The sequence below is a fragment of the Spirosoma profusum genome, assembly GCF_014699005.1.
Taxonomy (GTDB): Bacteria; Bacteroidota; Bacteroidia; order Cytophagales; family Spirosomataceae; genus Spirosoma; species Spirosoma profusum.
Genome location: NZ_JACWZY010000001.1, coordinates 256,769 through 283,108, shown reverse-complemented (window position 1 = coordinate 283,108; position 26,340 = coordinate 256,769). Strand labels below are relative to the sequence as shown.

The following is a 26,340-nucleotide window of genomic DNA, read 5'->3' as shown; positions in this document are numbered from 1 at the left end:
ATGAATTATTCTTTATTTGATGCCCTTACGTGCTTTATAGTCCTGGAATCGATTTCGGTACTGCTCCATCTCTTCAGGTTTATATCGTTTCTGATACTCAGCCGGTAATTCCAGCCGTTCGGGGGCTAACGCAGGCGATTGATCGACCAGTGTGTTCTGCCCTTTACCGTTCTTGGTCAATTCAAACGAATCATATTTTTCACCCGTTACGGTGTAGGACTGATACGACAGTTTATCGCCGTCAATCGAGATAATTTGATAAAGTTGCGTATTGGATGCTGCCCGATCCATCCAGTTCTGTAATCCAATATCATACATTTTCGGACCACTTACCGACACTACGTAAATTGGTCCATCGGGATGTTTACGACTCTTTCCAAGTGGCATATTTAGCCCACGGCCATACGTATGATCGTGGCCCTGAAGCACCAGATCCACGTTGTATTTTTTGTAAATCGGCTCCATTTTAGCGCGCCATTCGTCATTGTCGCGACCCTGTTTCGTTGAGTAAATTGGATGATGGTGCGTTACCACTGTCCAGCGATTCGGATTGTTACTTAATACCTGCGTGAGCCAGTTAGCTTGTTCATTCAATACCGCCGAATCGAGCAGGGCACCTTGTGAATTTAAGGAAATAAATCGCGTTCCCTGATAGTCAAACTGATACGTTGTTTCTTCCAGCCCTTTCGGACCGTTTTCGGGCAGAACAAACGAAGGTCGCCAATGCCGCGACACCCGCGATTTCCCCTGTTCATCCCTGAAATATTCATGATTTCCCGGAGTCGCCAAAGTGGGCACCATACCATTAATCCAGCCACCTGCTTCAAACCATTCACCCCACTGCCAATCGGCATTCGACGTAGTAATTAAATCGCCCGCGTGAATCATGAAATTTACAGTCGGCAAAGTCGAATAGGCGCCACGTATCGCCCGCGACCATAATGAACGGATATCATTTTGGGCATCACCAAAGTACAGAAACGAAAATGGTGCCGCTCCGTTCTGCGCCGTCTTAAACTGAAACCATTCGCTCCAGTACGTACCATCGCCTACCCGATATGTGTATTTCGTAGCGGGTTTCAGATTTTTAAAATGGACGAAATGGTAAAGTTTTGTTTTTCCGTCGAGTACGATACGTTCGGTTGTGGCTGGAACGACAGTGGCTTTGCTGACAAAATCGGGAGATGGATCGGCTTCGGCAATGGCACCTACGGCGTTCGTAACTGTTGAATCCGTACGCCAATTTACTGATTGCGACGTAGCAGGATTGTCCTGCCAGCCTAATATCAGGCGATCAGGATAAACAGTTGGTACGTAGTCTTTATGCGTTTGCGCCCAGGCCGAAATTCCCAGTTGCAATCCTAACAACGTAACGAGGAAGCGTTTCATAATGAGAAAGTTATACTTATCTGGTTGTATTCGTAGAGAAAGTTCGATACACGTTTAACAGATGATCTGTCTGAATAACATCAACGCCCAAACGAGCTGCTTTGGCGTAGTTTTCCGACGTATCATCGTTACCCAATAAATCCACAAAAACGCGAATATCCTGTTGATGAATTTGAGTTGCTAACGTATCCGTAAGCGATGCCCAGCTAACGTCAAACGCGAACGGATGAAGCTGATTAATTTTAGCCATCATTTCCCTGGTGTTACGTAGCGAAGGCATCAGTTTGGCCGTTGGTGCTACGTTCCGCAAAGAGGCTAAATAGTTGTCTGAACCATAAAAAACAGCATCATTCAGTAAACCGTATTTTGTCAGAATAGCAACCATAGGTTCAGGTGCAGCGGCCTTGCAATCGACATAAAGGTTTGTTTTTGATGAATGATGCGCGTTCCAGTCGGCAACCAGTTGGCAAACTTCGTCTAAAGTAGGAATTTGTTCTGTCTGGAACGTATCATCAGCCCCTTTTGCCGCTGATAATTTTTTGAGTTCATCGAGCGTCCGTTCGCTTACTGGGCCAGAACCGTTCGTAGTGCGATCCAACGTACCATCGTGCAAAATAATCAGCTTACCATCTTTCGTTGTCCGAACGTCAATTTCTATATAATCGGCTTTCATCTGCAATACTGCCCGATACGTTGCCAATGTATTTTCGGGCGCTACGTTCGAATTTCCCCGATGCGTCGAAACGCCCATTTTGGGGTGTGTTACAAACTGGTTTCGGAAATAATCAATCGAATCGGAAGAAGGCTGACTGTAACCATAAATGTATAATGTAAAATGAATAATGAACAATGCAAAAAATTTCACAACGAATAGATTACGTTTAAAAAATTTCATTGCTTATTATCCATTTTAACGCGAACTATGAGATTCTGAAGCAATAATACGTTGGTTGGTAGAGACTGAGTTGAAACTAACTGACGCACGGCCCTTCGACAAGCTCAGGGTGACAGGACAGTTGAATCATTTAAGTAAACAGCATCAAAGTGGCGGTCACCCTGAGCTTGTCGAAGGGCCGTGCGTCAGCTTTTTAGTCAAAGAAATCTCATAGTTCACGTCATTTTACGTTATACACGCTCACTTATGCTGTGCGTTTTTCAGGTTGGGTTTGGCCTTCCAGTCAGCTTCGGGACCGAAACGAGTGTGAATCATAGCACTCGCTTTTTCATTCACGGGATAGTGGTAGATAAGTCGGTTTGTCACCACGAAAAATACACTTGAAATGGCAACGGCAGCCACAGCACGAATCCAGACTTGTCGATAAAACGGAGCAAATGATGCGGGCGACTGAACCGAAACCGTTTCGCGTTCGTGCGGAATAACTAACACCAATAACGTGGATAAAATGGCGTTGACCGTAATGACCCATTCCGTCAGCAGCCGACTCGGATGCCATACGACCAGAGCGCGTTCAAAATTCCCAACCACCATCAGCCAGAGTAATACCAGATAAATCAGTTGCCCACGCCCTAACCAGGTTGTTGGGATGATGGAAAACGATTCCCGGAAATGCCGACGTATCAACACAATGAACAGCACTAAAACGAGTAGCCACGTTACGTTGAACCAGCCCGTTGGCGTTAATTGCAAATCAACGCCGGGTAGTTTACCCACATAAGGAACATCCCACAGGGCAGTTGTGGTTTCTGTTGAGCCAGGCGTTACAGAGCGCGTCCATACGTCGGGGTTTAAGCCTTTACTCCAGTCTTCCACATTTTTGACCAGATTGACGTACGGAAGAGCCAGCCACACAAAAACAGCCGCAACACCTAACGTCCATTTACCGGTTATGGATTTCGATTCACGCGGCTCGTCGTGAATCGGGATACGTGTAGCCAGATAACCCAGGGCCACTATAAGTGCGATGCCATTCATGAATCCGTATGTCTGTTCCAGAAAGCTATGCCAGTTCTGATGTTGCCAATCGGCCCAGTTGGACGTAATGGTTTTGAATTCAGCACTATCAGGAGAAAGGCCGTTTCCAATCAATCGACGCGGATTTCCGGGTGCCATCATTAACTGTTTGATCCACTGAACTCCCGAAAAACCGAGTCCGCCAATGGTGCCGCAGATGACCGAAGCCACGGCTACCGGAAGCAATTTATTATGTCGAAACCAGACTATAGCGCCGATAAAAACGCCTGTAATTCCCGCCCAGTCGTCGCTACGTGGTGGTGTCATACGAAGGCCGCCATAATCGGCAACTAAGACGCTACCCAATACGGGAATGGCAAGAAAAAAAAGTAACCAGCCAGCCGCCATGTAGACAATCAGCGAAGCTCCATCTCGAAATTTCCCAAATCGCACAAAGTAGCACGTAACGCCCAATAATAAGCCAATTATCCAGCCAATATGCTGCGGATAATCACCAAACCACTGCGGCCAGTTGTTGAGAAAATTGTGTGCATCGAACGCCAACGCACCGGTTTCAGGATTTACGTATGTCGGGTCGCCCAGTGGATACGTCAGCCAGGAAGCGAGTTTTGTATCAAATCCTGTTACGTTCAAAAGAGCCTGAATTCCCCAGCCTGCCAAGGCACCTACAGCAGCAAAAACAGGTAATAACCAGCCGTTTTTTTCAGCCCGGTCATACAAATCGTAAAGCGCCATCGCCAGCAATGCCCATAAGGCGGCCATGTAATCAGCATCGAGCCAGTACAGTGGATTTTTGTGCCGCGACCATGTATTATCGAAAGCAAGACCCGACTGCAACCATTCGGCGATGGGGTCCTCAACCCAATCTTGTATGAACCAGGCCCCAAACAGCACAAGAATCGGTTTAAACAACTGCACCAAACGTTCTCGTTCAGCTACAGCCGCCAACGACGTACCAGCCCCGCCTAGTGCCGCCCATAAAAAACCCATGTAAAACAGCCCTACGTAGCCGTACCATTGCGACAGTCCATGCCCACTCTGTGTGTAGGCAATCACCTGCATATAAGACATCGAACCGCCAAATCCCCAACCGATTGCGCCAAAAAACGCAAAGTATAATACCCGTTGCCGCCAGTCGCTACGTCCCGATACGAGTGCCACGACGATTGCGGACAGGCAACCAGAAAAAGCGGCTCCGTATTCATGACCGAAATTGCCACGAATACCCCATCCAATCGACAGCGCAAGGCCGCTCAGCAGCATAGCCGGTTTGCGCCAGATAGAAGCTTGTAAGGTTTTAACAGCAACCATATCCCTTAGACGATTAGAGACGTATCGGATTCTGAATTGTACGTATCACCAATAGCGTCTTTAATCACCGTTAGGTCATAGCGCAGACGCTGGCTGAATAGGGCAATGTCGAAACTATGTACCACGATATTCGCGCCTTCCCGTATCCACTTGATTTGACGTTCGGGTTCGAGCGAAAAATGTACACCAATCGCTAATCCTTTCTGGCGCGTCTGGTGGATAATGCTTCGCACAGCCGCTTCAAAATCAGGATGGTCGTATTGTTCGGGCAGACCTAAGCTTACCGATAAGTCGTGTGGGCCAATGAATACGGCGTCGAGCCCCGGAACGGACAATAATTCATCGAGTTGATTCAGTGCGGGTACACTTTCGATGTTGGCAATGCTGATGTGATCGGCGTTGTACGCTTTGATATAGGCCTCCATTTCCGGCGACAGCGTTTCCTTACCATTCAGATAATTAGCTAATTTTTCACCTTTCAGCGGGCGATATTTGGTCGCGCCCACCAACGCCTGAATCTGTTCGACGGATTCGAGATAGGGAGCTACTATACCAATCGCTCCACCGTCAATCGCCTGACAAGCCAGATACGGGTCAGGGCTCGGAATGCGCACGATGGGGGTAATATGATAAGCCCGGAATTGCTGGCAAAGACGAGCCAGTTCGGTGCGATTCAGGGGAATATGCTCCGTGTCCAGAAAGACGAAGTCGAGGCCAATCTGCTTAACCGCTTTCGGCCACATTGGCCCAGTCGATGTCATGCAGGTTCCGTAAACGTTTTGGCCGTTTTTGAGCTTTTGGAGCAGGCTTAAATTGGACGAATTGCTCATCAGAAAAGCAAGGGATCAGGAAGTCTATTGGCACTAATCATACTACGTTCGCATGGTTCATTCAGGCTACTCCCTCATCGAAATTTAATGCAAATCGAGTAGCCTGAAACGCTACGTTACGAGTAGTATTATTCCAGAAGCGAATAGGCAAAAAAACAGATTTCCTATTCCGCTAAATGCAGCCGCCCACGATGGTTTATTCATCCTTAACACGACCACTACGTATCTTTTTCGATGAAACCGATTGTTCAAATTTCGCTTGACCTGACCAATATTGACGAGGCTCTGGAAACAGCCGCGCTGGCCATGCGGGCTGGTGTCGACTGGCTCGAAGCCGGAACGCCACTTATTCTGGCCGAGGGGCTTCATGGCGTCCGAAAGCTTCGCGAAGCGTTTCCGGGTGTACCTATTGTGGCCGATTTAAAAACGATGGATGGCGGCTATCTGGAAGCCGAAATGATGGCCAAAGCCGGCGCTACGCACGTAGTGGTGATGGCCCGCGCTCACGCCGAAACCATCAAATGCGTCGTGAAAGCTGGTCAGGATTTTGGGGTGAAAGTGATGGGCGATAATATGGTTTGCCCCGACATGGTAACTGGTGCCAAATGGCTTGAGGATTTGGGTTGCGACTACGTAATTCACCACATCGGCTACGACGAACGGCGGGGTATTGCCGCACAGGGTCACCGGATGCCCAGCCCGCTCGATCAACTCCGCGACATAGTACAGGCGGTTCGTGTGCCGGTTCAGGCCGTGGGCGGGCTTAGTCTGGAACAGGCCATTCGCTGTCCCGAATACGGTGCTCCGCTGGTTGTGCTGGGTGCTCCGCTAACCATCGACGCCGACGCGTTTAAAACCGCCGATGGCAATCTGGAAGCATCGCTACGTCTGATCTGCGAAAAAATCCATGCTTATGGTGACGTAGTGGTTGGCCAATAAGTTTTTGTCATGCTGACGAAGGAAGCATCTTAAAGCATCCTTACTTGCTCTTTCGGAAACCTTAAGATGCTTCCTTCGTCAGCATGACAAAACGCTCATTTTTAACTCGTTTTCCTAATCCTTTCTTTTCAAACTTTTTATGAAATCTGCTGCGGTTGTTAATTACGCTCCCGAAAAAGGCTCTGTTGAAATTCGGGAAATTGAGCGACCCAAAATCGGTGACGACGACGTATTGCTGGAGGTAGCCAATGTCGGCGTTTGTGGCAGCGATCTCCACCAATGGACGGCCGATCATAGCTGGCCCGTCAACTACCCCGTTGTGCTAGGGCATGAGTTTGGCGGCCACATTATTGAACTCGGGAGCCGCGTATCGGGGTGGCGCGAAGGCGATAGAGTGGTGAGCGAAACGGCTGCCGTCATCGACCCGCAAAACCCCATGACACGCCGGGGCCTTTACAACCTTGACCCGACCCGCAAAGGCTTTGGCTATGGTGTTAATGGAGCCATGACACGCTACGTCCGCGTACCGGCCCGCTGCCTGCACCACGTACCCGACCAACTTGCGTTTGAACAAGCTTGCCTGACCGAACCCTGCTGCGTAGCGTTCAATGCGGTTGTTGAAAATTCGCGGCTAAAACCCGGCGACCGGGTAATTGTGTTAGGACCAGGAACGATTGGCATTTTATGTGCGGCAGTAGCTAAACTGTGCGGTGCCGACGTAGCAGTTGTTGGACTGGAAGCCGACCGCCATCGGTTGAGCATCGCGGAACAATATGGTTGTACGGCCATTGTTGGCGACGCTACGGAATGGGCCAAAAAAGTCGACGGATTGGGGGCCGATTGTGTGATCGATGCTGCCGGAACCAGCATTACGCTCAAAATTGCCATGCAACTGGTACGTCCCAATGGCCACATTACTAAAGTAGGTTGGGGACCCCAGCCGCTCAATTTCTCGCTCGATCCGCTGGTTCAGAAAAACGTTACGTTGCAGGGTAGTTTCAGCCATAACTGGCCTATCTGGGAACGGGTTATCTCCTTGCTTGCCAGTGGACAACTCGACGTAAAACCCATCATTGGTGGAGTCTGGTCGATTACCGACTGGCACGAAGCTTTTGAAAAAATGCACCGGGGCGACGTAGTGAAAAGTGTCCTTAAACCTCTGTAAACCATGCGTCTTAAGAATAAAGTGGTGATCGTGACCGGAAGTTGTACGGGTATCGGGAAAGCCATTGCCAAACGCTGTGTTGCCGAGGGTGCCAACGTAGTGATTCACGGCCTTGAACGCGATTTAGGTGAAGCTCTCGTTGCCGATTTAGGTGCCGATCGGTCGGTGTTGCACATCGAAGAGATCACCAACGAACAAGCCCCCCAGCATCTGGTCGATCTGGCGATTGCTACGTTCGGCAAACTGGATGCCATTGTCAACAATGCGGCACTGGTGGCTTCGTCAACGATTCAGACCACCGATTTGGCTTTATTTCGAAAGGTACTGGATGTTAATACGATAGCGCCGTTTGCGCTACTAAAAGCTGCTTTGCCGCACCTACAGGCCCAACGGGGTTGTGCGCTCAACATTGGCTCGGTCAATGCCTGGTCTGGCGAATACGGTTTGATGGCTTACAGCGTATCGAAAGGAGCGTTGGTGACGATGACCCGTAATCTGGGTGATACGTTGCACCGGGAAATCGGCGTACGCGTGAATCAGATCAACCCCGGCTGGGTACTGACCGAACGCGAACTCGAACGCAAACGTGAGCAAGGTTTCGCCGACAATTGGTACACTACGTTACCACCATCGTTATCACCCGCTGGCCGAATGCTTTTGCCCGACGAGATTGCAGCCGCAGCCATCTACTGGCTCGCCGACGAAAGCGGCCCTATCAGCGGCCAAATCGTTGACCTAGAGCAGTTTCCTGTGATTGGCAGATTTTTACCAAAGCTTTAAAAAGAGTGAATGAGTGAATGAGTGAAAGTGGCTGACGCATTCATTCACTCACTCAATCGCTCTTTCACTCATTCACTCTTTCACTCATTAAACTATGCCCCAACTAGCCGCCTTTCCGAAGGCATTTATGCAGCAGTTATGTAAAGATGGAACCATGCGCGTTTCGGAATGGATTGACCTGGCCAGCCAACTCGATATCAACGGTCTGGAATGGTACGCTGGTTTTCTGGAAATGGCCGACGAAGCTAACTGGCCGCTATTTCGGCAGGAAGTCGAATCCAGTGGAAAGGTTATTCCGATGATGTGCTGCTCGCCCGATTTTACGCACCCCAATCCCGATTTTCGTGCGAATGAAATTGAGAAACAAAAACGCTGGATCGACATGACCTACGTTCTTGGCGGGACCTATTGTCGCGTGCTGTCGGGGCAGCGTCGGCCAGAGCTTTCGATTGATGAAGGCGTAGCGTTGGCCGCCGAATGTATTGAAGCCTGTTTGCCGTATGCGCAGGAACGTAACATTACGCTCATCCTCGAAAATCATTACAAAGACGACTTCTGGACGTATCCCGAATTTGCCCAGAAAATGGACGTATTCTGCCAGTTAGTCGACCGTATCGACCATCCCAATTTTGGTGTGAACTACGACCCCAGCAATACGTATCTGGCGGGCGAAGATCCGCTCGAACTGCTCTATCGCGTATCGCACCGGGTGGTTACGATGCACGCTAGCGACCGTTATTTGCTCGAAGGTACCATCGACGATTTGCGCCGGGAAGAAGGTGGAGCGGCCGGGTACGCCAAACGGCTCAGTCATGGCGAAATCGGCAAAGGACTGAACGACTACGACGCCATTTTCACTGAACTGAAACGAGTTGGTTTCGATGGCTGGATCAGCATTGAAGACGGCGTAGATGGCATGGCCCAACTGGAACGTAGCGTAACGTTCCTCCGCAAAAAAATGGCCGAATACTGGCCCTCCTAACGTAGCATTTTTGTCATGCTGACGAAGGAAACATCTTAACGTATCATCACTCACAGGTAAGGAAACCTTAAGATGCTTCCTTCGTCAGCATGACAAAATATCTCTTTAAAAACACCCTTTTCTCACCCCTTTTAACCTCGTAACTGCATTATGCAAGAAAAAAATGCATCCCCAAACAGCCGTCGCGACTTTCTGAAAACCTCATCGCTGGCCGCTACGTCCTTTTTTATCGTTCCCCGACACGTATTGGGCAAAGGTTTTGTTGCGCCAAGCGATAAGCTCAATATTGCGGCCATTGGTGCAGGCGGCAAAGGCAAAAGTGATCTGGCGTCGTTTTCCGCCAGTCCGAATGTAAATATTGTGGCCTTGTGCGATGTCGATGATCGGCAGGCTGTTGACTCGCGTACCCGATTCCCGAAGGCGACGTATTACAAGGATTTTCGGGAAATGCTTTCCAAGGAAAACAAAAATATCGACGCCTGTTCCATCTCGACGCCCGATAACACGCACGCGGTTGCTACGTTGGCAGCCATGCAGTTAGGCAAACACGTTTACACCCAAAAGCCGCTTACGCACGACATTTACGAAGCCCGGATTCTGGGTCAGGCCGCTAAAAAATACAAGGTCATTACGCAGATGGGCAATCAGGGCGGCTCTGGCAACGGGGTTCGGCGTATGAAAGAAATCTACGATTCGGGCATTATTGGCGAAGTACATAAGGTGCTAACCTGGACCAATCGCCCGGTATGGCCCCAAGCTGTTCCGACTGACAAAACGTTTGACATTCCGAAAGAACTTGATTTCGATTTATGGCTCGGTCCGGCCAAAAAAGTGCCTTATAACGAAGCTTATCTGCCCTGGAACTGGCGCGGCTGGTGGCCTTATGGAACCGGTGCCCTGGGCGATATGGCCTGCCATATTATGGACCCCGTATTCCGCATTTTACCGATTGATTATCCCAATTCAGTAGAATGTAGTCTGGCTGGAACCTGGGCCTTTACGCTACGTCCGCAAGACGATAATCCCGACTGGACGCCTTTCTCGAGTAATATCCACCTCAATTATCCACGTAAAGACGGTAAAGGCGACATAAAAGTAAGCTGGTACGATGGCGGCATTTTGCCCGAACTGCCCGAAGAATTACTTCCCGGCGAAAGCTTTGGCAACTCGGATGGTGGGGTGTTATTTATTGGCTCGAAAGGCAAACTTATGGCCGACTGCTACGGAGCGAATCCGCGTCTGCTTCCCCTAAAAGCAAATGACACCCTAAACATTGCCCAAACCATACCGCGCGTACCCGACGAAAATCACTATCTCCAGTGGGTAAATGCCTGTATTGCAGGTTATGGCAAAGGCGAAACCAGTTCGCCATTCGAGTATGCAGCTCCGTTTACCGAAAGTATTCTGATTGGCAATCTGGCGCTACGTAGCTGGATGCTCCGCGACAATCCATCGGCCAAACGTAGCGTCGACAAATACAACGGACGGAAAAAGTTGTATTACGACGCGCCAAACATGAAAATTACGAACTACGACCTGGCCAACCAGTTTGTTAAGCGCGACTACCGCGCTGGCTGGAGTCTGTCGCTATAGAAATGAAGCTGTTTAAGCTTTTGAAAATGGTTATCAGACGAGCGTTTTGTCATTCTGACGAAGGAAGAATCTTAACGTACCTAAACGCATTAGCTAGGATACGTTAAGATTCTTCCTTCGTCAGAATGACAAAAACGTGGGAGAATTTTATAAAATTTCCAGCGCCAACTTAATATGCGCCAGATGATGTTGCACGTGCCAGGCCGACATCGCCAGCGCCTGCGCTTGTGTAAAAGAACGCTGCCGAACGGTATGGTAATACGTAATGGCCAACTGATCTTCCGTCAGCGATTTAGCTAGCCAGACGTAACGGCGGGTGATCGACTCAAACATCAGCAATGAATCGGCGATTGGCGCTTCTAATGAATCGGCGGTATCGACCCAGCCATTCATATTTATTAACGTAACGTTTTCGTAATCAGGCTCAGTTAACGCTTTTTTCATTCGCAAAAAGTGCAGCAACTGAATATCTGCTACGTGGTGAACGAGTTGCTGAACCGTCCAGCTACCTTCCCGATACGTCTTCACTAAATCATCAGGTGACAGGTTTTCAACTAATTGACGATACGTAGCAGGACTATTTTCAATGATGATAATGAGGTTAGCCAGTTCATCTGCTGAATACGTATCCTGCGTAACAAACGGCCCGATGGGATATCTACGGTCTTTCATGTTCTTGTTGCGTCTAAAACGTCCGCTCAGATGGGACGGCTGCAAGTTCAGCACTTTTTACAAAACAGCCACTTAAACTTTCGAAAACTAGGTTAAAAATGAGGGGTTTGTCATGCTGAGGTATGAAGCATCTTAAAGCATCCTGACTTGAGAGTTATGAATCTTTAAGATGCTTCATGCCTCAGCATGACAAAAATGGCTATCAATTCTTATTTACCCACCGGTGCGCTAATTACTCCCAAAAAGCGTCCCATCCAGTACGGCAGCAGGAATGAATCGCCCGCACTGAGTTCGCTGATCACTTTACCCGGTCGATCTAACTTGAAGAGATTGCGATTGTGCTTCAGCTCCGGTCGTTCGTCGGGCGAAAGGACTTCTTTAGTAGTTTGCCCACGAAAATTTTCGGGAATGAATTCAATGTCTTTCCGGTGACTATTCATTATTGGCCACTCGATCATATCCAGCGGAAATTCTTTGAGATACCAGACGGTTTCGGGCAGATCGAAGGTTTTGGCACCTGTCATGGCGTAGCAGAGATTCCAAAGCCCGTCTTTCTCTGGACGTTCTGCCTGCCAATGATCTTTGATCGCTTTGCCATAACTTGCTTTTAGTTCAGGGGTGAACGCATAGCGATAGAGTGGCCAATACGCCAGAAAATACATTTCATCGTCCGAATGATTCCAACCTTCCGACAGCATTTTGGCCCAGTCGCTAGACCCTTTTGGCGCTTTTCCAATTTCGCTCATAGGCCGCATCAGATTTTCCAGATAGCCGTGTTTCTGCATCAATTCATAGGCTTTCTGCTTGTAAATCGGCTTGCCCGTAAAGTGATACGCAGCCTGTAGAAATCCGATAATATTGGACGAATTGATTTTCCGATCACCGACTGACTTATCGAACGAATTCACGTAGGTAGGATTCCACTTGGCCCAAAGCGTCGGTTTGCCATCGACATCCAGCAAATACCAATCGTTTCGGATAATGTTTGACATCAAGCTGTCGATCAGCTCAATAGCCCGCTTTTTCACGTCGCCATCCATCAGTTCGGCCAGTAGCGTGAGCGAAAACATTTGACCTACCGTCTGATCACTGCTGGTTGTTCCGCGCCAATCCCATTGTGGATCTTTCGCGTGATTCCACCCGTTGGTCAGGCCGCCGTCCCAGGCTTTGGCTTCAAATTTATGATAGCCCTGTCGTTCGAAGCCACGAGCAAAAAAGCCGTTCATGTTGGTAATGCTGAACAGACGTTCCATGGCCTCAAACGACTCCATACAGTTAGCCAGTGCTTCTTTATCGCCCGTGACTTTATAGCGAAACAACTGGCTAACCAGATACATCGACGTCCACAAATTATCGCTATCACGCTGGCCCATCTGCGCTGTCGACAAATCGCCGTTTTGGATAACCGTTACGTCGCAATTAAACCCGTACCGAATGTGCCGCTGCCGAACCTGTTTCTCGTACATAAGGGCTTTCTGCTGCAAGGTCATTGGCTCGAAATGGAGCTCGCCTAAACCTGTGTTGGTCAGAATGTCAACCGTCTTCCCGGGCCCTTCAGCAATAGCAATCACAGTGTTTCCCGGCAACCACCGTTCGCCATAATAGTAGTTAAACTTCCCGTTGGGACGTAGCATAAAAGCACCCATCGGTGAGCCAAACCAAAGGTTGCCATGAACGTGGGAAATCGTAGTTATATCCGGGCAAGGGAGCTTTCGCTGAATTGCGCCAATTGGCTTATATGACGTAGCATCGAGAACCTGATACCCATCGTGCGTACCGAGGTAAATCATATTCAAAGCAATGGTAAAACAGGTCAAACCCGGTTGTTGAAACACTGTCTGGAGCTTATCTGTCTTTACATCCAGCCAACTCAGCGAGTGTTTGCCCAATATCCAGAAACGATTCCTGGCTGCTTCGTATCGTAAATCGCTGACTGAATCCTCAGTCAGCGAGCCTTTCCATGCTACGTAATCACTTTTCAACAAATGCAGAATTTTCCCATCCGAAACCAAAAACGTAGACGGTTGTGCCGTTCCCTCAGCACCTGAACAGAACAGGCGGGCACTTGGCAAATCATGACGATTAAACAGTTTTCCAGCCCAGGCATTACTCAGAATCGCAGTGTCATCCAGATAAACAAATTGATGCGCACCCAGCCCTAACCCCACCAGATTCCGGTCGGTAATTGGGCGGTAAGAGCGGTCGGCCGCCAACGTACCGGGATATTGAAACTGGCCGCCCGATGGACGTAGTAACCCTTTCGAGGAAAGTATTTGTGTTACGTTATTCCGATCTGTACAAACCGCTTTTAACTGAATTGTACTATCGGTCGTATAATATTTGACGCTATAATCCTGTAAGTAGGGAGCGTCTTTGTAAATCGATTGAGCGAAGGCAAAGAACGAAAGTGTGAAAGAGAGAAAGAGCGCGCTGTAAAACAGCCAATTTGCTTTAGGCTTAGTAAAGTTGGCTGACATATTTTTCAGATATAGTTAGCGATTTTTTGTCGTCCTGAGGCACGAAGGACCTTAATGTTCCCCAGCAAATACGTTTGGATACTTTAAGATTCTTCCTGCGTCAGAATGACAAAAATGCTCATCAGATTAATTTTAGACGGTTGATTACAGCCGCTCATTCACTCTTTCGCTCTTTATTATCGCACTGGCGCACTAATTACGCCCAGATAGCGGCCCATCCAGTAGGGCAATAGCCAGATGTCGCCCGCGCTGTGTTCCGACGTACCGTTGCCACGAGCGCGGTCCAGGTCAAACATATTGGCGTTATGGCGTTGGATTGGCCGTTCGTCGGGTGGGAGCACTTCTTTGGTGGTTTGCCGACGGAAATTTTCGGGTAGTGGCTCGATGTCTTTGCGATGGCTATTCTTGATTTCCCAGTCGACCAGATCGAGCGGATGCTCCTGTAAGTACCAGACAGCCTCGTTTAAATCGAACGATTTGGTGCCAGTTAAGGCAGTAAAAATATTCCAGGCGCCATCTTTTTCGGGACGTTCGACTTCCCAATGATCAATGATAGCCTTTTTGAAATTGGCCTTCAACGTATCATTGAAAGCATAACGATATAGTCCCCAATACCCCACAAAATACATCTCGTCGTCGGAGTGGTTCCAGCCGTCCGACATATGTTTGCTGTGCTCATCGGCATTATCCGGCGCTTTACCAATGATTTTCATGGAACGCATCAGGTTTTCGTAATAGCCATGCTTTTGTAGCAGCTCAAACGCCTTCTTTTTATACTTTTCCTTTTTCGTGAAATGATAGGCCGTTTGCAGCATCGCTGTAATATTGGATGAATTCAGCTTGCGGTCGCCCACGTTAATCGGGAAAGCATTTACGTATTCGGGATTCCACTTGCCCCACAGAGTCGGCTTCCCGTCGAAATCAATCAGATACAAATCGTGACTGATGATGTGGCTCATCAACGTATCAATCAACGTAATAGACCGGCTCTTAATATCCTTATCATCAATCAGTTCAGCCATCGCTCCAAAGGCAAAAATGTGCCCGATAACCTCGTCGCTGCTCGTAGTTGATTTCCAGTCCCAGTTCGGTTGCGGTGAATGTTGCCAGCGTTCGGTATCGTGCAGTTTCGCGATATAGCCCGCCCGCTCGAACGACCGCGCCGGAAAACCCGGAACGGGTGTTACGGTGTATAATCGTTCCATCGCATCCAGCGATTCGCGGCAGTTTTGCAGGGCTTCTTTATCTTTCGTAACAGCATACCGGAAAATCTCACCCGCCAGATACATCGATGTCCACAAACCATCGTTGTCCGAATCTTCCATATAACCCGTCGCTACGTTCCCTTTTTCCATACCTACCAGCGATGCGTTGAAGCCGTTTCGGATGTGTCGGGTACGTACCTGCGCGTCGTACAATTTCGCTTTGTCGTGCAACGTCATGGATTTGAACTCAAGTTTTGTCAAACCAGCCGTAGTCAGCAGTAATACGCTACGTTCGGGACCAGCCATAATCGCCGTTACGTGGTTGCCGGGTAGCCAGCGTTCGCCGTTGTAATAATCAAATTTACCATCGGGACGTAGCGAAAAAGCGCCTTCCTTCGATCCAAACCATAATTTTCCGTTTACCTCGGCCACGGCAGTAATATCCGTTACAGGCAATTTTCGATGAACGGCACCAATCTGTTTTTTCGTCAGTGGATCAACTTCCAGATAGCCGTCCGACGTACCAATGATGATTTTCTGGCTTTTAGATGACAGATCGAACGAGGTGAAATTGGGGCCCTCAAAAACTTTCGTCAGTTTGTGTTCCTTGCCCGAAAGTGTGTACAACGACTTCTTGCCTAATATCCAGAACAAATCTTTCGTGGGTTGATATCGAACCTGAATAGCCTCATCGTCAGCCAAATTGCCCTTCCATGCTACGTCGGCGCCTTTCACCAGATGCAACGCTTTTCCATCCGAAACCAGAAAAGCAAAATCGGCTCCGCCCGCAAACAGTTTCGCTTGTGGTAGTTGGTGTTGGGTAAATAACTTTCCAGCCCAGGCATTGCTCAACACTGCCCGGTTATCGAGGTATACCAGTTGCTGATCATATACGCCAACAGCCGCCAGTTTCATATCCGTGATTGGGCGATACGTTCGGTCAGGGAGCAACATACCGGGCACCAAAAACTGCCCACCGGAGGGACGTAGTAACCCATCGTCTGAAAGCATCTGGATAACGCCGTTCCGGTCGCAGGCTAGTCCTGTAAGACTTGCATCAGGTTTGTTAACGTAGTATTTGATACTGTAGTCCTGGACAAACGGTTTGTCCTGATAAACGGATTGCGCCCAGACAGGAATAGTTGAGAGAAATGTCAACGTGAGTAAACAAACCGTTTTGTATAACATTGGTAATCGCATAAAAGAGGTTGTTTTCAATCGGTTATTGAATCATTTTCAGGTAGCGACCCATCCAGTAAGGCAGCAGCCAGAACACAGGTTCGCGTTCTATATCGGGCGTACCGTTTACGGCAGCCCAGGGATTTTTGTCCCAACGTACCACCGTTCGGATGCTGGCGGGTGGTAGCTCACTTACTTGAAGTTCATCGAGTACAGGCGTTCGAACGATCTGAACATCTTCCCGTTTGGTATGATCGACCGTCCAGTTCACCAAATCGAGTGGCGCATCAACCAGAAAATCAACTGATTCCGGCAACTCAACCTGTTTATTTCGGGAATAACAATAGAGAAAATTAATCAATGGATTTTTGTCTCCGCTACGTTGTTCCAGCCATTGATCGATATGATTTTCGTAGAATGCCAGCAGTTTCGGATCTTTTTCGCAGCGCAGCAGAATCGGATACAGATAAGCCGCCAGCATGACATCGAAGTAGATAAACCATGCCGGATTCTGATTTTTGATGTTGGCCATATTGTCCAGATAACCCTCTTTATCAATCAGATGGCGATATTGCTGCTCATATTTCGCTTGCCCCGTTAGGTGATACGCCAGTTTTAAAAACGCCAGCAACTCCATTGAATTCTGGCTTCGGTCGGGAGCCCAGTCCGGATCGCGGTTCAGTTTATCCGGCGACCAGACTCCCCAGCGTGTAGGCGTGCCATCAATGTCGGTCAAGGTGAAATTATGCGCAATCAGGTGATCGACGATACGTGCTACGTGCTTACGAACTATGGCTTTCTCTGCTTCATCGGCAACGAGCTCGTAATAGAAATAATAGCCCATCATGTGGCCGCAGAGCTCGTCGCTGCTCGTATCGCCTTTCCAGCGCCATTTTCCATCTTTCGACAGTCGCCAGCGAACTTCTACGGGCTTGAATCGGGGTTCTTTTACCAACTCATCGGCCCGTTCTCTGGGTGTAAATGTTCGGTTTGCATCATCAACACGGGTCCAGTCGGCGGGCACAATCGTGCGGGCAAAAAAACCGTCGGTTCCCGTTACGTCCTGAAGCAATTTTAAAAACTGAAACGCTTTTCTGGCCTTCGCTTTGGCATCAGGGCTTTTAGTGGCCGCGTACCGGAAAGCTTCCATTGCCAGATAATTGCCCGTATACTCACCATCGTTATCGTCATCGTCGGGAGCCCACGTAGTCGTATCGCCTGGTACGTTCAGTTTGCACTGACCAGCAATCCAGGGGTCGCGGATGTGGCGCTTCATCATTACGTCGTAGAAATAATCCTGCTTCTGCGCTAAAGTCATGCTACGTTTTCGGATAGCACTAACGCCTTTGGCCGTAGCAATCCAGGCCGTCCCCTGCGCATCGAACGTAATGTCGTTCACGCGGTCGTCCAGCAGCCAACGACGGGTAAAGCGCAACGAATGGCTCCCATTGGGCTGGTAACGTACTACGCCTACATCTGTCCCGACCCACATCGTTCCATCGGGAGCTCGTTCAACACAATTGACATAGACAGATGGAATTCCTTTTTTAGGTGTGAACGTCTGGATTTTCTTGTCTTGATTCAGCAGCGTTACCCCCCCAAGACCAGCCGCCCACAGGTTCTGGCGCGTATCAATCGCCAGCCCTTTCACCGACGCGCTCAGCAGTTCATCATTTTTCTGAATGACCTTCGTTTGTCCATTTGCTACGTGGTAAAGGCCAGCATCCGTAGCAACCCACATTCCACCAGTGTTATCAGAAATGGCATTACGTATTGAACGGGGCAGGTTATACGTCTTTTCCTGAATAACCTCATTGGTAACCAACCAAACGCCTTTGGGGCCTAATGTGTAGATTCCTTCCTTCGCTGGACAAACTACCGAAATGGGAGCTTTCACTCCTTCGATACGTTCGGGCTTGCCGTTTTTATAACGATACAATCCATTCCACGTAGCAAACCAAGCATCTGCCTTTGCATCGACGGTCACCGAAAAAGCCGGACCGTTTTCGGGCAGTACGTTTACCCAGTTCGGCTGATTGGCCCCTTTCCTGAACATGCCTACCGACGTAGCAGCCCATACGTTGAATTGATCATCAACAGAAACGCTACGTACCTCAATCGCCTGTCCGTCAACAATGATCGGATAAGGTTCATGATACTCCTGTTCGAATGGTTTATCCTGATACGTTGCTTTAGCGCCTAACGTAACATCAGTCCCCGTATCGCCCCAGCGACAGGCACTGCAAAGCAGCCAGGCAGCCACAACAGCAAGGTATTGACGATAGGATTGACGCATGTTTACCAATAAAGAGCAGCAGATGAAATACGGTACGTAGTCAGTTGTTATACGTAACAAGCCAATTATCGGGCTATTTGAAAACAGATAAATTTGATTTAAGTGGCCATGCTACGTTCATTTAGCATGTTACTTTTCGGCGGATATTCACGCTCTGTTATTTCTACAAGATTACACAACTAACCAAAATGTTAAATTTGACTATTCATAAAGAAAATAAATATTTTTTGTCCTAGTATGCCAATAGATTTATTTGAGTAACCAATAAATTAGTAATACATTTATACCAAAAGGTTGCGTTCAAACCCTATTCGACAAACCATACTAATCCTAACCCTTTACTAGTTTGTTCTTCCGTTTACCTATGCGATGCATGCGTCGGATTTTTTTGGCGTTGGTTTTGCTTTTGCAAACCGGAATACTTCTCGCGCAGCCTGAACGATCGTTTACAGTCGAAACACTAAAACAACAGTTAGCCAATGCCACACAGGACAGTACCCGGCTATCACGTTGTCTGTCGATAGCTCAGCAGTATTACGAAAGAACGCAATTTGATAGTCTTTATCCCTATGTGCAACGTGGGTTAAAGCTCTTAACGAAATCACCTTCGCACACATACGCCAGTGAGCTATATTTCCTTCTATCCAGGTATTATCGGGATAAGGGCCTATACAAAAAAGGGCTTCAATTTAGTCAGCAGTCTGTCGAACATGCCCTGCAAAATCATGACCCAAAACGAACCGCCGAACTACAATATTACTTAGCCGCGATCTATACAGATGCTGGCGATCTTTCGAAAGCAGTGGATCAAATTGGAGCTAATCTACGGTATTTACAACAATACGAAGATGGGCCAACACGGGCTGCAAATTATACGTTAATGGTGAATCTGTTTGAGGGGTTGAAAAATAAATCGATGGTGAAGCTGTATTGGCAAAAATATGTAGCTCTGGATAAACGCTCGTGGCCTGCAGAAGATAAGATGTTAGCTTATGGAAACATAGGTGAATTTTTACAAGAAGAAGGTAAACTAAAAGAAGCCGAACAACAATTTAGAAAAGCACTCTTTTATGCTTATCAAGCACCAACTCCAGATATATCGGTGGCCATCTCATTAGGATATCTAGGGATTAACTTGCGAACACAAGGTCAATATCAGAAAGCAATTGAGGTGTTTCAACAGGCATTTGCCAAATCCAAATCCTTGAAAAGTTTGTCTCATATGAGTAGCATTAAACGGGGATTAGCTCTCACCTATCTAGCAATGCAGAAACCTCATGAAGCTCATCGTGAAGCACAATATGCCTTATTGTTAGCAAGGAAAAGTAAGGCCAAAGATCGTATTATAGCTTCACTCAATTGCTTGGGTACCATTTTAGAGGACCAAGGTCAATATAGACAGGCTTTACAAAATTACCAGGAGGAGCAGCAATTGAAAGAGCAGAAATACACAGAGGCCACTATTCAGAAAATAGCCCAGATGGAAGCTCAATTCGATGCTGAAACCAAGGAAAATACGATTAAGCTACTACAAAAAGACGCGCAAATAGACCGGCTCAATGCCCTTCGTCAGCAGGAGCAACTGGCCCTGGCCCGACGAACACAACTAGTAGCAGGTCTCTTTATTGGCTTGCTAATTGTGGTGATTGCCTTGATTGTATACGGGCTGCGAAAATCCAGACGTAGTAACGCCCTCCTGACCCAACAGAAAACATTACTCCAGCAAACGGCCAGCCAATTGGCTGAGACTAATTCAGTTAAAGATAAGCTGTTCTCACTCATTAGCCACGATTTGCGTAGTCCGGTTGCCAGCCTAAAAAACGGCCTTCGTCAGATGAGGACGCTCAACCAACAGGTCGATCAATTTCCTGCTATGGACCGTTTGGACAAGCAAGTCGATAATGTACTGACGCTGTTAACGAATCTTCTTGACTGGTCAATGATCCAGCTTAAGGGATTTCAATCTATTTTACAACCAGTACGTTTGTCCGATGTTACCGACGAAGTGATTAGCCAGTCCAGCGACCTTATCCAACAGAAACAACTCAATGTTATCAACCAAGTCAACGTAGCACATCTGGCCCTGGCCGATCCGCATCAAATCCGGGCTGTTGTACGGAACGTAGTGGTAAACGCCATTAAGTTTACTCCGGCAGGAGGCTTCATTCGCCTGGTAAGTCTAATCGAGCAAAACTGGGTCGAATTACAAATCCGAGATACTGGGTTAGGGATGTCGGCAGAACAGCTAATCGCTTTGAACACCGCACCAGAGATACGTACCGGTACGCAAGGCGAGAAAGGAACAGGACTTGGGCTTCGAATCTGCCGGGAAATGCTGGAGCGACAAAATGGTGATTTACAGATCCAGAGCCGTGTAGGTAAGGGTACTTTCGTTCGGATTCGATTGGCAATCGCCGAAGAATCACCCCTGCCCAATCTACCATCTGTCGCTAACCAGCACGGTTAAAACTTTACTCCTACATTAATTTCTGCTTTTCTTCTAAAAGACGCTTTTCCGAGCAGATTATCAGCAGTTTGTAATGCATTACCCCATGTTAGCTATTCCAGCCAATATCCGACTAGCGATACTATTACCTCGGGTTAACCGATTGAAATTCAGCCAAATTTTCAGGTCAGATGCATGGAGTAAAAGCTCCTCAACAGGTATCCATGCTGAGTGATTCTGGCGAAAACGCAACCGATTGAATGAGTAATCATTGTGTAGATAATCTGATTCAATTTGATAGTTAAGTTGTAGATGTTCGGCTAACTGATGAATTGTTTCAACCCGCCGAACTGTCAGTAGCTTGAAAATTGCCCAGGTCATGAACGTAGCAGGCGACTCTGCATTGAAAGGTAATACGTTCTCCTCATTAACTATCATCGAATTATACCCGGTTTTTGATTTAACGTACCACATGGCAATCTGTAAGCAAATCATCTGATAGATAACTTTCTGGTCTTCAGCCTTAACGAATTCCCAAGAGTAATGTACCGGACTAATCATAAACAGATTCAATTCTGATAGACCATCAGGAGGAAACAGTACGATAGCTGCTGAATTTGACAGGTTAAAACAGAAGAGGCAATAATGGATGATTAAATACCACTGATGTGATGATAGAGAAAGTGCTGGTGATACGTCGATTTGCAATCGAATGACCGACCGGCCAGGCTGGTTGGCAAACTGACAAAATTCAGGGATAGCCGTGGCGCATGTGCCACCACACAGACCTTGGCGGAAAAAGACAGACAAATTACTGTCGATGAGGGAATTTTGACTTTTTATAGACTTACGGATGCTTTGACGTAGCACATGTGGTTTAATAACGTGACTATTCAGAGCAACCAATTCATAAAGAAATTGAGGTTTGTTACTCCATTGGCTAGGCCAGTTATTTAAACGTGGTAATTCATTAGAAAAGCTCATGCGATAAGGAGCCTGCTGGATAGTGAGAAAGCAGAACTACAACATAATAAAGCAATTATATTGCCTAATATAGATACATGCAGAGTAACTTAACTTAAACTGCTAGTTTATTAAATACAATAAAGAATTAAACATAGTGAATATAGAGTTACCTAATAAGTTTACAAATTAGATTCATTAGTTTATAATATATATATTTTATCTTATTTGTTAATTACGGTTCTTCGCCATTCTTGGCTTATGCAACCACACCAAATTTGACAGAGCATTATTTTAGATAGGGCATCATCAGTCAATCCCGCAAAAACACACTAATATTGATTTTAAATACATTAAGTAATATCACTGATACATGAATTTCGATTTTAATAGTGATAGCCTGGCTATGATTCTGGTTTTATTTAAAAAAATGGTTAAAATTTTGTATTGAGATTAGAAGAAATGAAATTCGGCTTAATCTAAAATTCGTTTTCGTTAAGAAGCCATTAAAGTGATGTATTGGCCTCTAGATGTTAATAAATTATTTTACTAACTAGACTTTAACAGCTAGGTAGTATTTCGATCCTATTATATTTTGATTGAATAATGAAGAAACCTGCTGTTGACTCATGTAGAAAGACCTTTGGCATATACGCTAATATTTCTAGTAATGCATGTGTTTGTAGCAGAACAATCTACACTTAATATTTTCTATAAGTCATGGCGCATAATCTGTTCCTTATCAATAGCAAGTTCCTTTAAAATGAAGATACAAAAATACATCATCGTTGATGACATGGAATCCGATGCGCTAGATCTTAGAGCGCAATTGGCGAAACTGCCTTTTTTGCAATTAGTTGGTATTTGTCCAACTATTGAAACAACTATTGAACTGCTGGCAACTGAACATGTCGACCTTATTTTACTCGACATAAAACTATCCACCCAGTCAGGTTTATTCCTGCTCAAATCGGGTATCGAACTGCCACCCGTTATTATTACAAGTGCATATCCTGAATTTGCATTGGAAAGCTATGAGATTGGAAAGGCTGCTGATTACTTGTTAAAGCCTTTTTCATTTGAGCGACTTTTAATTGCTATCTACCGTGCTTTAGGTATACAAGCCTCTCCGACAAGTTTTTCTAGCCTGGATTATATTTTCCTAAAAATGGGGCGCAAAGTACAAAGATTTGATTTTCAAAACATTGACTTTATTGAAGCATACGGTATATACTCGAAGGTTTATTCAAATAATCATTCATCCGTTGTTAACGAACGATTAGCTATGCTAACAAATTTATTGCCCAATCATATGTTTCTACGGGTACATAAATCATTTATTATCAATATAGCTAAAATCACTAGTTATGACCGGAGTGCACTCTGGGTTCATAATTTTAAAATCCCCATTGGGGTATCTTTTCGTTCTAAGCTGGAGGGCATTTTAAGGCTTTTTAGTAATAATGATCAAGATTCATAAATTCCTCAATTGAGTTAAAACCCATCTGGATTCTCATATGCGCTAAGCTGCATGCTAACGAGGAATTAATCTCTTCATATTATCAAGCAAAATAAATATTGGGAACACGTTGATTGTTAAGGGTAGGTAATAAAACGCCAAAGCAGAAACTGATAAGTAGCAGAATATGAAACTGATGAAGCGGTAGTTGGCCGCTCGCTAGTATAACTGTTTTATTCCAGCATAGGTTAAAAACGCCGATTGCTATAAGCCCGCAACTAATTATTGAGCCATTCATCCAAATGGGTAACCAATCTTTAATCCAATAGAGAATAGCGAGTCTGCAAAAATACCAGATTCCCCATAACCAGGTAGTTAGCAAACAAATAGTTGTCATTACACCCATCCAGTGTAAAAAAATAAGTTGCCGAAACGAGCACCAATTAATTAATGCGTATCCAAGAAAGAAGAGGAACTGCGTTATACCGACCACTAAACTGAGTGAACAAATACCCCAGCTTAAAAAAAGGCGATCTCTATAAGTTGGAATTAAACGTAAAAATTTAATAATCCATGAAAACACATACTGGTAATACCAACTATTATCAAAACGATTCATTTTAGAGAATGACAAACCATTTCCCTGAAAGTAAGTACAGGCCCAGTGCCCTGGCTTACCGGATGGGAATTAGGAAATTTTGAATTGACTCTTTAGTAAACTAACGTCAAAAGTGATTAATAAACAGAAAATCTCTAGACGGATATAGAGGCTAATAGTAACTTACTTTGACAAACTTTTTTAAAAATAGCGCGGAGTCAGGACATGGTTTTTACCGAAACCGAATTCGTAACGGATCATGATCTCGTGCGAACTCGGTGCTACACTCTGAAAATTGTTCATTGTCCGGTCGTACGAATACCCGAACCGGAACTGATCCGTTAACTGCACCTCGAGCATTCCAACAATAGCATCGGTTGTGTTTCTACTCCAAGTCGAAAACTGATTGCGTCGGACCGAAGCCCCCAGAGCGACGCGATCGGCAAACCAGAAGTTAATATTACCATCGAAACCAAACGGTGCCCCCTCGGAATACTTCAATAACATCGAAGGCTTCATCTTGATGCTTGGGCTCAAGCCTACTACAAAACCAGCCGCTAGATATGCATGACGACGCTGCACCGACCGATAATCGCCCGAATTGTACTCACTCAGCTTGTTTTTTATCAGCCGTGGCACCGAGATGCTCAAGTATGACCGGTCGTTGCTCAGATAGATACCTGTACCGAAGTTGGGCAGCACCTTCGAAATGTTGCTGGCAAAAGCAGGGTCGTTCAAACTGGAGCCGTCGGGAGCAGTTCTCACATCCGCCAGATTTGCCTGATAGCTTGATGCGCCTGCTTGCAGACCTAAGCCCAGTGTTGACTTGGCTCCAACCTTCATACGAAAAGCATATGAAGCAAATGCACCTGCTTCCTGAATAACTCCAGCTTTATCTCCGTAGAGTTGCAGTCCGACGCCGATCCGCTCCTGATTCAGGGGCATGTCCATCGTGAACGTCGCCGTCTGGGGAGCTCCCTGGACGCCCGTCCACTGATTGCGATACAAGGCTGACATGCTCAACACATCACGACTCCCTGCATACGCTGGATTCAACGCCAGCATGTTGAACATGTACTGGGAGAACATCTTGTCCTGTTGAGCCCGCACCTGGCTACTGGTAATCCCCATAATTACCAGCAACGCAACTGCCCACACCTTTTTTTTTATAAACTGAGACACCATCGCTTTTAATGTGTAATCGTCATTGATCGTCGGAAAGAACGGCCATCGCTAAAGCGTATACTATAGAAATACGTTCCGTCGGGTATTGTACCCTGCTCTGACTGCCCTCCCCAATCATTCTGATAGTTTGGGTTGGTATAAACGATATGTCCGTTCATATTGAATATCGTTACGTCAGCCTTCAGCGCACCTAAGTTGTGGATAACAAAAACATCATTAATACCATCGCCATTAGGCGAAAAACCTTCCGGAATCATTAGATTGTCTGTATTGCCCAAACCAAGACCTCCACAAATTTCCGTAAATGGATTAAGGGTCAGATTTTGAAAAACCCCACCCGCTTTCACTACGTAGCTATCTATAGCTGAGCTATTTTTCTTTGCAACAACTTCACTTAATCCTGTCACTGGGAATGTTTTATCATCATTCCAGACAAGGTTGGTACTTTGCGACAAGCCCGAATGAACTATATCGAACTGAATCGTCGACACCATAGTCCACTCATTGCTGCCAACCATAGACCCTGTCTGTTCGGTGCCGCTGTGAATAATATTCAAGGAGATAATCCCTTTATCCAGGCGTTCACTAGAGCCTGTCAATGACTGAGGGCTGTAATTTAGATCTGCTCCATTGTAGCTACTGAAATTATGCTGTTCGAGGAGTACGGGATGTTGCAGAAAACGCGCATCGTATAAAAACCGAAAATTAGCGTTGCCCATCAGAAACTCGGAAGAACCATCGTGTGCCTTGATTTCTACGGCAACAAGCACTTTCTGTCTCTCGCAGTCTACTTTTTTCAAGCCTAAGCGAACATCAAATACGCCTTTCTGCGCAACCGCCTGATGCTTATCAAAAGCAAAAGCAAGTAAGATTAGTAGGCAAAAACGTACCATAATCATTGTCTTTAAGGATTATAAAACTGTAATAGAATAAGCCCA

At 46.6% G+C, this 26,340-nt stretch carries 18 protein-coding genes; 7 read left to right on the top strand and 11 right to left on the bottom strand.

Annotated elements, in window-relative coordinates; translation table 11 throughout:
* Positions 1 to 12: 12 nt before the first annotated feature.
* The 4 genes from IC229_RS00980 to IC229_RS00965 form a co-directional block, all read right to left on the bottom strand.
* Positions 13 to 1,389: a purple acid phosphatase family protein gene (locus IC229_RS00980; protein ID WP_190885050.1), complete on the bottom strand. Its 1,377-nt coding sequence runs from the start codon at positions 1,387 to 1,389 to the stop codon at positions 13 to 15.
* 16 nt (positions 1,390 to 1,405) lie between these two features.
* A complete protein-coding gene (locus tag IC229_RS00975) occupies positions 1,406 to 2,254 on the bottom strand; it encodes a glycerophosphodiester phosphodiesterase family protein (RefSeq protein WP_317171497.1) in 849 nt (282 codons plus the stop codon).
* Positions 2,255 to 2,524: 270 nt separating this feature from the next.
* Positions 2,525 to 4,633: a hypothetical protein gene (locus IC229_RS00970; RefSeq protein ID WP_190885048.1), complete on the bottom strand. Its 2,109-nt coding sequence runs from the start codon at positions 4,631 to 4,633 to the stop codon at positions 2,525 to 2,527.
* A gap of 5 nt (positions 4,634 to 4,638) precedes the next feature.
* On the bottom strand, positions 4,639 to 5,463 hold the full coding sequence (locus tag IC229_RS00965) for an HpcH/HpaI aldolase family protein (protein ID WP_190885047.1): 825 nt from the start codon (positions 5,461 to 5,463) through the stop codon (positions 4,639 to 4,641).
* Positions 5,464 to 5,697: 234 nt separating this feature from the next.
* Here IC229_RS00965 and IC229_RS00960 point away from each other — a divergent pair, with 234 nt between their 5' ends.
* From IC229_RS00960 to IC229_RS00940, 5 genes are all read left to right on the top strand, one after another.
* Complete coding sequence (locus IC229_RS00960) at positions 5,698 to 6,402, top strand: orotidine 5'-phosphate decarboxylase / HUMPS family protein (protein ID WP_190885046.1); 705 nt, start codon at positions 5,698 to 5,700, stop codon at positions 6,400 to 6,402.
* Positions 6,403 to 6,541: 139 nt separating this feature from the next.
* A complete protein-coding gene (locus IC229_RS00955; protein ID WP_190885045.1) occupies positions 6,542 to 7,567 on the top strand; it encodes a zinc-binding dehydrogenase in 1,026 nt (341 codons plus the stop codon).
* 3 nt (positions 7,568 to 7,570) lie between these two features.
* Positions 7,571 to 8,347, top strand: a complete 777-nt coding sequence (locus IC229_RS00950; protein WP_190885044.1) for an SDR family NAD(P)-dependent oxidoreductase — start codon at positions 7,571 to 7,573, stop codon at positions 8,345 to 8,347.
* A 94-nt stretch (positions 8,348 to 8,441) separates the two neighbouring features.
* Positions 8,442 to 9,329, top strand: coding sequence for a sugar phosphate isomerase/epimerase family protein (locus tag IC229_RS00945; protein ID WP_190885043.1), 888 nt, complete (start codon positions 8,442 to 8,444; stop codon positions 9,327 to 9,329).
* 150 nt (positions 9,330 to 9,479) lie between these two features.
* Positions 9,480 to 10,922, top strand: coding sequence for a Gfo/Idh/MocA family protein (locus IC229_RS00940; RefSeq protein ID WP_190885042.1), 1,443 nt, complete (start codon positions 9,480 to 9,482; stop codon positions 10,920 to 10,922).
* A 147-nt stretch (positions 10,923 to 11,069) separates the two neighbouring features.
* Here the strand turns inward: IC229_RS00940 and IC229_RS00935 are convergent, their stop codons facing one another.
* The 4 genes from IC229_RS00935 to IC229_RS00920 form a co-directional block, all read right to left on the bottom strand.
* Positions 11,070 to 11,594 carry a DinB family protein gene (locus IC229_RS00935; RefSeq protein ID WP_190885041.1) on the bottom strand — a complete coding sequence of 175 codons (525 nt, stop codon included), beginning with the start codon at positions 11,592 to 11,594 and terminating at the stop codon, positions 11,070 to 11,072.
* 209 nt (positions 11,595 to 11,803) lie between these two features.
* Complete coding sequence (locus IC229_RS00930) at positions 11,804 to 14,071, bottom strand: hypothetical protein (RefSeq protein ID WP_190885040.1); 2,268 nt, start codon at positions 14,069 to 14,071, stop codon at positions 11,804 to 11,806.
* A 176-nt stretch (positions 14,072 to 14,247) separates the two neighbouring features.
* Positions 14,248 to 16,476 carry a hypothetical protein gene (locus IC229_RS00925; protein WP_190885039.1) on the bottom strand — a complete coding sequence of 743 codons (2,229 nt, stop codon included), beginning with the start codon at positions 16,474 to 16,476 and terminating at the stop codon, positions 14,248 to 14,250.
* Between the two features lie 22 nt (positions 16,477 to 16,498).
* Positions 16,499 to 18,751 carry a ligand-binding sensor domain-containing protein gene (locus IC229_RS00920; RefSeq protein WP_190885038.1) on the bottom strand — a complete coding sequence of 751 codons (2,253 nt, stop codon included), beginning with the start codon at positions 18,749 to 18,751 and terminating at the stop codon, positions 16,499 to 16,501.
* 373 nt (positions 18,752 to 19,124) lie between these two features.
* Between IC229_RS00920 and IC229_RS00915 the strand changes: the two genes are divergently transcribed.
* Entirely contained in the window at positions 19,125 to 21,218 is a 2,094-nt protein-coding gene (locus IC229_RS00915) for an ATP-binding protein (protein ID WP_190885037.1), read from the top strand.
* A gap of 78 nt (positions 21,219 to 21,296) precedes the next feature.
* Here the strand turns inward: IC229_RS00915 and IC229_RS00910 are convergent, their stop codons facing one another.
* Complete coding sequence (locus IC229_RS00910) at positions 21,297 to 22,007, bottom strand: hypothetical protein (RefSeq protein ID WP_190885036.1); 711 nt, start codon at positions 22,005 to 22,007, stop codon at positions 21,297 to 21,299.
* 916 nt (positions 22,008 to 22,923) lie between these two features.
* Between IC229_RS00910 and IC229_RS00905 the strand changes: the two genes are divergently transcribed.
* Positions 22,924 to 23,640, top strand: a complete 717-nt coding sequence (locus IC229_RS00905) for a LytR/AlgR family response regulator transcription factor (protein WP_190885035.1) — start codon at positions 22,924 to 22,926, stop codon at positions 23,638 to 23,640.
* 778 nt (positions 23,641 to 24,418) lie between these two features.
* Here IC229_RS00905 and IC229_RS00900 read toward each other — a convergent pair.
* On the bottom strand, positions 24,419 to 25,402 hold the full coding sequence (locus IC229_RS00900) for a PorP/SprF family type IX secretion system membrane protein (protein WP_190885034.1): 984 nt from the start codon (positions 25,400 to 25,402) through the stop codon (positions 24,419 to 24,421).
* 5 nt (positions 25,403 to 25,407) lie between these two features.
* A complete protein-coding gene (locus tag IC229_RS00895) occupies positions 25,408 to 26,295 on the bottom strand; it encodes a gliding motility-associated C-terminal domain-containing protein (RefSeq protein ID WP_190885033.1) in 888 nt (295 codons plus the stop codon).
* Between the last annotated feature and the right edge of the window lie 45 nt (positions 26,296 to 26,340).